Origin of the sequence: Arthrobacter vasquezii (assembly GCF_029455255.1) — a bacterium.
Lineage (GTDB): Bacteria > Actinomycetota > Actinomycetes > Actinomycetales > Micrococcaceae > Arthrobacter_D > Arthrobacter_D parietis.
The window spans coordinates 1-9,379 of record NZ_JAROKN010000080.1 but is presented as its reverse complement, the minus strand read 5'-3'; the positions used below and the strand labels follow the sequence as shown (position 1 = coordinate 9,379).

Here is a 9,379-nt window from a genome sequence, read left to right as displayed (position 1 = left end):
GCACGAATGGAAGCGCCTCACCAGCAGGGCACGAATGCGAGCAGCGGAAGCGGTGCAGATCCCCGCCCCTGACTTCACGGAAGCCCTCAGCGCATCTAACCTCCCCGGCCCCGTCAGATTCACCCTCACAGTCATGCATGACCTCTCAGGCCGTGACCGTCATATCTCCATCAGCAAAGCCACACTCGCCAACATGCTCGGCGTGAATGAGCGAACAATTGCGAGGCACTGGCGGCAAGCTGAGGCGTCAGGGTTCCTCACGAAGCATGACTACCCGATGGAGCAGAAACGCACCTCTGACCTCTGGCTCTGGGCAGGCAACGCACCCATGCGAGATACCCGCTGGGACAAATACGACACAGGCCCCATGCAGGACTCGACCGGACCGGCACCGTTCTGATGACCCCGGAACAACTGGAAGTCGTGACGTACTACCGGCGCATGGCTGAGTTCTATAAGCGCCGTTGTCACGAGCTGGAACGTATGGCAGACAACCGCCCAGAGAATCAGCTCTACACCGGACGCATCTATAAAGATCCCACCGGGGAGACAGCAGTAAAGAACCTGAGCCGGTTCTCGACGCTCTGAACCCTTCGACCACCACACACCTAAGAGGCCCTGACTCCATCACTGGATCGGGGCCTCAGTCGTACCCAGGAGCAACCAGTGACCGACACACACCGCACCAAATGGGGAACCCCTGAACTAGGGCAGACCACACCTGACCAACCTGAGCACGGACGCGCCTACAAGTACTGGAAGCGTCAGGCCCACATCAAGCAATGGATCATCGACCAGCAGACCCAGACCATAGCTGACCTCACCGCCTCATGCGTCTCCCTAGAGGATGACGTGGCACGCCTGGAGAGCGACTATGACGCTGTTGAGGCTGAACTGAAAGCGCTACAGGCCAAGCGCAAGAGGGGCAGTGTGTTCGTCCTATGAGCTGGCAGGCGTGCATCGACTGCGGAGAGATAGCTCAAGGCCCACGCTGCGACCAGCACAAGCTCAAGCCGGCACCTAAGACACGCTCCACGGTCGAGAGAGGCTACGACGCGGCATGGGCGCGCTTATCGGCACGCGCAAGAGCCTTACAGCCTTGGTGCACTGCCTGCAACTCCCGTAATGACCTCCAAGCCGATCACCTCCCTATTGCATGGGAAAGAAAAGCAAAAGGCTTACCAATTCGATTAGTGGATATTCAAGTCCTTTGCGGGAATTGTAATATCAAAGCAGGAAATGCAAGACCCGGTAAAACAAATAGGAAATGACCCTGCGCCTAAAGGGTTAACGCCCTCCGCTCCTGACCCTTTAGGCGAGGCAGACTTTTAGTAACACATAGGAGGTGAATCGTGGCGGCAGGACCGAAGAAAGCAATTACGGCAGAAGCGCTTAGTTTCAAGGGTTATCCGCGTGACAGGGCAGGCCGGCGGCTGCGGTTCATCCGTGACTATCTGGTGATTCCTAAGGGTGTCGGCGCTGGTAAACCGGTCAAACTGAGGGACTTCCAGCAGGAAATAGTGCGTGGTGCGTTCGCTCCTGGCGTCCTACAGGCCCTAGTTTCCTGCCCGAGAGGTCAAGGCAAGACGGGGCTGGCGGCGATGCTGGCCCTTGCTGAGATGTTCGTTGGACCGGCTAGCGCTGAGGTGCTTGTGGTGGCCTCTGACCAGCGTCAGGCCATGCTCACGTACAAGATAGCTAAGCGGATGGTGGAGCTTAACCCTGCGCTCAGTGAGCGTATTCAGGTGTTCAGTGACCGGCTCTATCTTCCTGAGAATGACGCCTCACTCATCCCTCTGCCGGCTGAGCCTGGAGCGCTTCACGGCTATGACCCATCGTTGCTCATCGTGGACGAGCTGCACGTAGTCACTGAGGCTGTTTGGGAAGCTGTCACGTCCGCTGCGGGTAAGCGTCCTGAGTCTCTGACCCTGGCTATCTCGACGCCGGCAGCAGATAAAGAGTCGATCATGTGGCGTCTCGTACAGCACGGGAGAGCTGGGGAAGACCCTCAGTTCTACTTCAAGGAGTATGCGGCTCCTGAGGGCTGCGACGTGATGGACCGTGACGCCTGGAGGATCGCTAACCCTGCACTGGCTTGCAAAGACCCGTTCCTCACTGAGGCCGGCATTGAAGCAGTGATGAAGACGCTACGTGAACCTGCGGCGCGTCAGCTCAGGCTAGGCCAGTGGGTAACCGGCGTTAACTCATGGCTCCCGTTCGGCCTGTTTGAGTCGAGGGCTGACCCTCAGAAGATCGTCCCTGACAAGCAGCGCGTGACGCTCGGCTTTGACGGTTCGGCCTCTGGTGACAGCACGGCGCTAATCGCCTGCACGGTCGAGGAAAAGCCTCACCTGTTCGTCATTGGCCTCTGGGAGAACCCTGGAGATCCGAACTGGAGGGTTCCACGGCAAGAGGTGACCGACCACGTAGATATGGCTTTCAGTCAGTTCGATGTGGTGGAGCTGAACGCTGACCCTTGGGGCTGGCGCTCGGAGCTTGAGCAATGGCAGAAGAAGCACGGAGAAAAACGGGTGCTGGAATACAACACAGCGCACCGGGTAAGAATGGCCCCGGCAACTGATCGGCTCTATCAATTGCTCACTACTGAGGGAATTACGCATGACGGGGATAGTCGATTAACTCGGCATTTCTCTAATTGCGTTGCCATTCAATCGACAATGGGCGCGGTTGTGTCCAAAGACAAGAAACATTCGCCCCGAAAGATTGACGCGGCGGTGGCGGCTATTGCTGCGGCTGACCGTGCTGTTTGGCATTCCACAAAGACTAAGAAGAAACGAGCGTACGCATTTTGAGCACCCTAACTGAACTGCACGACAAGCTGACCAACGAGCAGCCACGCCTGGACAAGCTAGACAAGTACTGGCGCGGTGAGCAGGCCGCGGCGTTCCTGTCTCCTGAGTCCAAGAAGGCCCTCGGTGACCGGCTCCAGTCCGTCTGTGTGAACTATCCCAAGCTCGCAGTGGTGTCTCTCGCTGACCGGCTGAACCTGACCGGCTTTCGTATCGGTGGACCTGAGAGCGCTCCTGACACGGCGCTCTGGCAGCTCTGGCGGCGTAACGGCATGGTCGAGGGTTCCCATGAGGTAATCCGTGACGCACTCGCTTACGGGCGCGGCTACGTCATCGTCTGGGCAGGCCCTCGCGGTGTCCGCATCACGGTCGAGTCACCCCGGCAGATGACAGTCCTACGTGACCCTGCAACTCGAGAAGTGACCGTAGGCATGAAGCGGTGGATCCACGAGGGTCACGGCTACTGCACCGTTTACGGCGCTGAGGAAATCATCACGTACAAGACGGAGACGAAGACCTCAAACATCGACCACGTAGCAGAGCATGACTGGAAGCAATTTCAGTACGTCTCTAACCCGCTCGGTGTCCCGCCGATTGGTCAGGTGCTGAACCGTGACCGGCTCCTGGACTTCGACGGCGTGAGCGAGATGAGCGGCATTCTCGACCTCACGGACGCGCTCAACAAGATCCTCCTGGATGCACTGGTGACCTCTGAGGACTATGCACGGCCTCGGCGCTGGGCTACCGGCATGGAGATTGTCGAGGATGACGAGGGTAACCCCATCAACCCGTACGGCGACGACTCTAAGCGTGTCTGGACGAATGAGGCTGAGGGCGGCAAGTTCGGCCAGTTCGCACAGGCTGACATGTCGGGCTACGGAGAAATGGCCTCACTGTTCATTCAGCAGATCGGAGCTATCAAGGCACTGCCGGCTCACTACCTCGGCCTGCCCAACGATCAGCCACCGGGCGCTGACGCTATCCGTTCCTCTGAGGCGTCTCTGGTGTCTCACGCACGTAGGGCTATCTCGATGATGGGCGGCGACTTCGCTTGGATCGCGGCTCTCATCCTGGCTGTTCGTGACGGCGTAGACCCGTATGAAGCGGACGTAGAGACCGTCTGGGCAAACCCGGAGACCCGTACGCCTGCACAAGCAGCGGACGCGGCGCTCAAGCTCTCGACTATCGGCGTCCCCCTGGAGACGTTGCTGGCTGACGAGCTGGGCTACGACCCGACGCGCATCAAGAAGATCATGGACAGCCGCCGTGCTGAGGCTCTGGAGAAGGCGGCAACGGACCTTAGCAGTCTCGTATGACCTATGAAACCAACGTAGCGGCCCTCGGTGAGAAAACCTCCAATCTCATCGAGGGCCTTTGGGTTAAGCACATGACCGGAACGCTGAGCTTTGACGAGTTCAGCGTGACGGCCACTCGGCTCCTGGTGTCTGCACAGGCTAAGGGAGTCGCTATCTCAGAGCTGACATTGGCCGGCTACTTCCAGCAGGCAGGGCTGGCGGTTCCAGCGTTCCAGGGCCTCCAGACCGTAGCGAGCACTGACGGACTCCAGAAAGCCGTGGCGACTATCGCGGCCTCTGACCTGGACACGGTTATGCAGCTTAGGCGGCTGGCTACAGCGGAGGTTATGGAGGCTGCGGGCAACGGCTATCAGAAGGCCATGAAGGGCTACAAGCAGATCGAGGGCTACACACGCGGCCTAGACAGCGGGGCCTGTGAGCTTTGCCGGTGGCTCTACAAAGACGGCTTTGTCTATCCGGCAGGCCAATCTATGCACCGCCATAAAGGGTGTCTGTGTCATCCCGTCCCCACATTCAAGAACGTACCGAAAGGATAAGCAATGTCTGAACTGATCGCCGCCGATGGAACGCCCGAAGAGGTACTTCCTGGCGCTCCAGCCGTAACCGCCCACGAAGACCCCAAGGTGGTACCTGAGGTAACACCTGCGCCAAATGACGCACCTGAAAGAAATCTTTCACCTGAGCCGGCAGAGGAAGAACCTAAGACGTTCCCTCTCGATTACGTCCAGAAGCTGCGTGATGAATCGGCCAAATACCGGCAGCGTGCAGCTAAGACGGAAGAACTAGGCAAGCGCCTGCACGTCGCCCTGGTCGAGAAGTCAGGACGCCTACAGGACGCCTCTGACCTCCCCTATGACGAGGCGTTCCTAGATGACCCTGACGCCCTCTCAGCGGCCATAGACGCGCTCCTGACAGCTAAGCCCCATCTGGCCTCACGGAAGCCCTCAGGCGTCATTCCTCAGGGCGCAACGGCTACACCGTCCAGCGGTTCCCTGAGCGGCCTCCTACGTCGAAACGCTGGCTTATAGCACACATGCTAGGATTGCATTAGTAGATACCCCTGGAGGGTATTGCTAGAGCGTGAATCCTGGCGGTTCAGAGCAACTCATCACTCCCGCCCTATCAAAGGAAACGCATCATGGCTCTCGACGCCGCTAACTCCCCTGAACTGATTCAGGAAACCGTACACACCATGCTCATTCAGCCGCTCCAGGAAACGTCTCAGTTCCTTGCAGCCGGCCCCCGCATCATCCCCACCGCCGGCCCCGTTCGCCTGCCTAAGATCACCTCGGGCGCTGTCCCTGAGTGGTACGGCCCGAACGAGCTGATCGCAGATGATGACGTGCTGTTCGATGAGGTAACCCTCATGCCTAGCACCATGAAGTCACTCAAGACCATGACCAAGTTCAGCAACGAGCTGGCGCGTCAGTCTGTCGTGGCTCTGGAGTCCGCACTCCGTGAACGCCTTGTCTCGGACGTGGCTAAGGCCGTAGACGCTCACCTGTTCGGCGCTACCGGCGACGGCATCACCACACCTCGCGGCCTGTTCGCCTACGAAGGCGTGCAGAACCTCGCGGTTACCGCTGACCTGACCCTGGACAACCTCATGGATGCTCAGGGCCTCGCTCTCGGCGCTAACTCCAACCTCGGCACTTCCAAGTGGGTACTGACCTCCGCTGAGTTCATCAGCCTGCGGAAGCTCAAGGACACGGACGGCCGCTACCTGCTCCAGCCTGACCCCACTCAGGCCGGCACTTACGTCCTGTTCGGTATCCCGGTCATCATCAAGAACGGCATCGCCGGTTCCGCTCTGGTGGACTTCGGACAGATCGCCGTAGCTACCGATGTTGCACCGGCTGTTACCGTCCTGGATCAGACTTTCGGTGACTTCGATCAGCAGGCTATCCGCGTGGTTTACCGCGTCGATGCTGCGCCGCTGAACCCTGAGGCTATCGTCACGCTGACCGTACCCGCCGTCTAACTAATCGGCTGTTTGGGCAGGTGGGAAATTGCTTCCCACCTGCCCTTACTTACGGAGGTAGCAAATGGACTTCAATATCAACGTAGCGGTGGACTACACCGCGCTACAGTTCGCAACGGCGGCAGGGCTGACGCACCCTACAGGGCGCACAAGCTGGGAGTTCGATACCAGCTCAGTACTCCCTACCGGGCTGACGGCCAGTTTCACCAAACTGACCGGAACGCCCACAGCCGCCGGCACCTGGACTATCAAAGTCAAAGCCGTAGACGCCTACTACTCACCTATCGGAGATCCTTACCCGGTCACGGTGGCAGTAGTGGACCCCAACGCGCCAGAGCCAGAGCCAGAGCCAGAGCCAGAGCCGGAACCTGAACCGGAACCGGAGCCAGTGCCTGAGCCGGTAACCCGTTCGATCGCTCAGGAAGTCGCTGCGGCACTCGACCGTGACGGCGACCTGGACACGATCAAACTAGCGGAGACACACGCGCCTCTGGTGACTGTGTTCGTCCGTTCGTACACACGAGGCCGCGGCTTCCTGGAGGGTGAGCCTAACGCTGACCTGAGGGCTGTCATCGTCTCGGCTACGACTCGATGGACCGTGAACGCTGAGCAATCCCGGCAGTATTCAGCCGGCGACTACTCGGAGACAGGCGCCACCCTGACCGGGTTCAGCCTGCTTGAGCGTCACGTCCTGAACCTCTACAGGCGGCGTGCAGCGTGAGGCTCACAGACACGGTAGAAGTCTGGACACTCGACGGAGCCGGCGCGACTACCTACAGCTACAGCTCTACGCACCCTGCCAACGTCTCCTATCAGCTCACTGAGCTACAGCAGGAACCCGGCAGGACTGACCTACTGGAGGAACTACGGGCAATAGTCCAGCTCCAGGAATGGGACTCAAACACCATGCGGATTAAGTGGGATGGGCGCATGTTCTACTCTGACGGCCCCGCGCTCATCAGGCGTAGGAATGGGCGCACTCACCACCTCACGATTCCCCTCAGGTACGTCTGAGGGTTCAGGCGTCAACATCACCGCCGGGGGTTTAGACCCTTTCGACCGGAGCACGGAATGATGGATGAGAGAGGAAGAATCTCCCCTCAGTGACCGTCCAGCGCCACAAACAAAGAGAGCGCCCTACCTGAAACAGGCGGGGCGCTCTCTGCGTTAACTCAGAGGTTGTTCAGCAGGCTACTCAGACTGACTCCACGCTCGGCAGCGAGTGCGGCAGCTTCACGGATGGTCAAGCTCATAATGTCGATGCTGTCATTCATTGGATCCCCATATTTCCTAGACCGTTTGCGTTGGAGCTTCACACCTTACGCGACAAATCAGAAATGCCACCAACGCCGCTTAGCGGGTTGCTCAGGGACTTGCTCAGGGGATTGACTCAGAGGCACCTCAGGAACTTGCTCAGCCTGTCTCACAGGCGCGGACTCCAACATGCGTAGAGCCATTCTCAGATCCTCCACGGACGCCTGAGCCATATCAGCTACACGCTCGGCTGCTTCCCTCCTGGCACGCTCAACCGCTAGTAGTGCCTCTAGCTCACGTTCGCGCTCAGAGGGCGCACTCAGGGCCTGCTCAGAGGGTGCCTCAGCCGTATCCACAGGCTTTAGACCGTTCGCCAGAAGATCCTCAAGGGGAATGCGCCATTGCGGAGGCTTGGACGAGTCTTTCCAGGCGTTCGGGAACTTACCGTCTTCCCGATAGCGGCGAATAGTGGACTTACTCACACCACAGCGCGTAGCGGCCTCTGTAATCGTCCAGGAGGGGCGGTTAGTACTCACGTCCCCACACTAGAGCCGGCCCCGGCAGATGCCCGTACACCACGCGACACGCCCGTTAAATGACTAATCCCCCGCTAGGGCCAACCGGCGGGGGATTATTGCGTCTGTAGTAAACAACTTCAGATGAAGCGTAGCACTCAGGCCAAAGAGTAGTCACGCAACACGCGGGTAGGATGTCCCGCGTGTCCCTCAGTGGACGAATCAAAAAACCTAGCGGTTCACAGCCGCACATACCGGGTTAGAGCCGGTTCCATTGTCGAGCGCGTGGTCAGGGTCCATCACCGGAGCGAGCAATCCCCGGAATCGAAGGAACGCCACGACCTTAAGTAGCGACATGTATGTGTCACACCGATCTCGCTGCCAGAGCCACGCGCACATGCCGCCGTTGCGGGGAAGTAATGCGCCCTGCCTAGCTGCGCCAGAAATGGCCCAACCGATACCGACCGTCCGACCGACGCGGAGTCACAGCTTGCCCTGATTGAAAGATCAGGCAAGCCCCTGCCCTCCACCTCCCGGTTCCTCCCTCTGCGGTGCCCGGTTCGTCAGGAACGATCCTAAGCGCTGTCTCGGAACCCTCCCGGCACTCACAGAAGCTACTGCCACGCTGGAAGACAAGGATACGAGACAGGCCGGCACTTGAACCCCTGGGCAACAAACTGTCTCGCCAGAGTGTCCCGTATCCCTACGGTTGCAAGACTCTAGAAGTGTCCACATAGTGAGACAAACGCCGAAAATGTCACCCTAAGAAGATAAAGACCAAAGGCGACCTTTCGACCTCCCAGAATCCCCTGGTGAGGTACAGACCAAACCCTCGTAATCGAATCCTTAAAGGGTTTTCTCATCGCCATCCATCTCGTAGCGCTAGCGGAGAGATTGATAGGAGCGGAGCGACGGTCATCTTTTGACTGTGAAGGCTCCAGACCCGCATGAGTTGGTGGCAGGTGAACTAGGACACTCGCGGCCTACGTCAGGCTCGGTGCAAGAGGAAAAGCAGCCTAGAGGAAGAGTGGGTTCCTGGTCGCGGACATTCCCGGCCAGACAAAGGCTATGAAAGCAGTTCTCCACAGCGCGACACATACGATGACCTGCGCGTGGTGCTGACCTGTTAAACTTGTGGTAGGACACGACAAAACGCAGGTCCCGAGGCTGCAATCCTCATATGGAACCCGCGAAGTGTCTGTTCATATTTCTCAATTGAATGCGCTACCGGGAGTTATCTCTCTAAGCGCTAGTAACCCCCACTAGGAGGGTATTACCGTGACACTTACGATAACGGAACCCGTAGCACAGCACAACAAGACACGCGGCTCCCTGATTCCAGCCAACTACGCACAAGCGGCCTCCTGGCTCACATGGCACGAATGGAAGCGCCTCACCAGCAGGGCACGAATGCGAGCAGCGGAAGCGGTGCAGATCCCCGCCCCTGACTTCACGGAAGCCCTCAGCGCATCTAACCTCCCCGGCCCCGTCAGATTCACCCTC

12 protein-coding genes are annotated in these 9,379 nt (G+C 58.9%); 11 read left to right on the top strand and 1 reads right to left on the bottom strand.

The window, feature by feature from the left end; translation table 11 throughout:
• The 10 genes from P4U43_RS16675 to P4U43_RS16630 all read left to right on the top strand — a co-directional run.
• Positions 1-400: hypothetical protein (locus tag P4U43_RS16675; protein WP_277359736.1), on the top strand; the 400-nt coding region annotated here is incomplete at its 5' end.
• A 41-nt stretch (positions 401-441) separates the two neighbouring features.
• On the top strand, positions 442-588 hold the full coding sequence (locus tag P4U43_RS16670; RefSeq protein ID WP_277359735.1) for a hypothetical protein: 147 nt from the start codon (positions 442-444) through the stop codon (positions 586-588).
• Between the two features lie 78 nt (positions 589-666).
• Positions 667-945, top strand: a complete 279-nt coding sequence (locus P4U43_RS16665; protein ID WP_277359734.1) for a hypothetical protein — start codon at positions 667-669, stop codon at positions 943-945.
• 407 nt (positions 946-1,352) lie between these two features.
• Positions 1,353-2,813, top strand: coding sequence for a terminase large subunit domain-containing protein (locus P4U43_RS16660; protein WP_277359733.1), 1,461 nt, complete (start codon positions 1,353-1,355; stop codon positions 2,811-2,813).
• A complete protein-coding gene (locus P4U43_RS16655; RefSeq protein WP_277359732.1) occupies positions 2,810-4,126 on the top strand; it encodes a phage portal protein in 1,317 nt (438 codons plus the stop codon). Before P4U43_RS16660 ends, P4U43_RS16655 begins: the two co-directional genes overlap by 4 nt.
• Positions 4,123-4,662 (top strand): VG15 protein, encoded by a 540-nt coding sequence (locus P4U43_RS16650; protein ID WP_277359731.1) that lies wholly within the window; start codon positions 4,123-4,125, stop codon positions 4,660-4,662. The genes P4U43_RS16655 and P4U43_RS16650 overlap by 4 nt, the downstream gene beginning before the upstream one ends.
• A gap of 3 nt (positions 4,663-4,665) precedes the next feature.
• Positions 4,666-5,154: a hypothetical protein gene (locus tag P4U43_RS16645; RefSeq protein WP_277359730.1), complete on the top strand. Its 489-nt coding sequence runs from the start codon at positions 4,666-4,668 to the stop codon at positions 5,152-5,154.
• A 110-nt stretch (positions 5,155-5,264) separates the two neighbouring features.
• Positions 5,265-6,107 carry a phage major capsid protein gene (locus P4U43_RS16640; protein ID WP_277359729.1) on the top strand — a complete coding sequence of 281 codons (843 nt, stop codon included), beginning with the start codon at positions 5,265-5,267 and terminating at the stop codon, positions 6,105-6,107.
• 64 nt (positions 6,108-6,171) lie between these two features.
• Complete coding sequence (locus P4U43_RS16635; protein WP_277359728.1) at positions 6,172-6,828, top strand: hypothetical protein; 657 nt, start codon at positions 6,172-6,174, stop codon at positions 6,826-6,828.
• A complete protein-coding gene (locus P4U43_RS16630) occupies positions 6,825-7,121 on the top strand; it encodes a hypothetical protein (protein ID WP_277359727.1) in 297 nt (98 codons plus the stop codon). Before P4U43_RS16635 ends, P4U43_RS16630 begins: the two co-directional genes overlap by 4 nt.
• Positions 7,122-7,438: 317 nt before the next feature.
• Here P4U43_RS16630 and P4U43_RS18130 read toward each other — a convergent pair whose 3' ends face one another.
• Positions 7,439-7,897 carry a helix-turn-helix domain-containing protein gene (locus tag P4U43_RS18130; RefSeq protein WP_404800765.1) on the bottom strand — a complete coding sequence of 153 codons (459 nt, stop codon included), beginning with the start codon at positions 7,895-7,897 and terminating at the stop codon, positions 7,439-7,441.
• A gap of 1,257 nt (positions 7,898-9,154) precedes the next feature.
• On the opposite strand from P4U43_RS18130, the gene P4U43_RS16625 reads away from it, so the two are divergent.
• Positions 9,155-9,379: hypothetical protein (locus P4U43_RS16625; RefSeq protein WP_277359726.1), on the top strand; the 225-nt coding region annotated here is incomplete at its 3' end.

Coding starts and splice junctions, on each gene's coding strand:
- P4U43_RS16670 (WP_277359735.1), top strand. CDS start 442: ATGGCTGAGTTCTATAAGCGCCGTTGTCACGAGCTGGAACGTATGGCA.
- P4U43_RS16650 (WP_277359731.1), top strand. CDS start 4,123: ATGACCTATGAAACCAACGTAGCGGCCCTCGGTGAGAAAACCTCCAAT.
- P4U43_RS16645 (WP_277359730.1), top strand. CDS start 4,666: ATGTCTGAACTGATCGCCGCCGATGGAACGCCCGAAGAGGTACTTCCT.
- P4U43_RS16640 (WP_277359729.1), top strand. CDS start 5,265: ATGGCTCTCGACGCCGCTAACTCCCCTGAACTGATTCAGGAAACCGTA.
- P4U43_RS16635 (WP_277359728.1), top strand. CDS start 6,172: ATGGACTTCAATATCAACGTAGCGGTGGACTACACCGCGCTACAGTTC.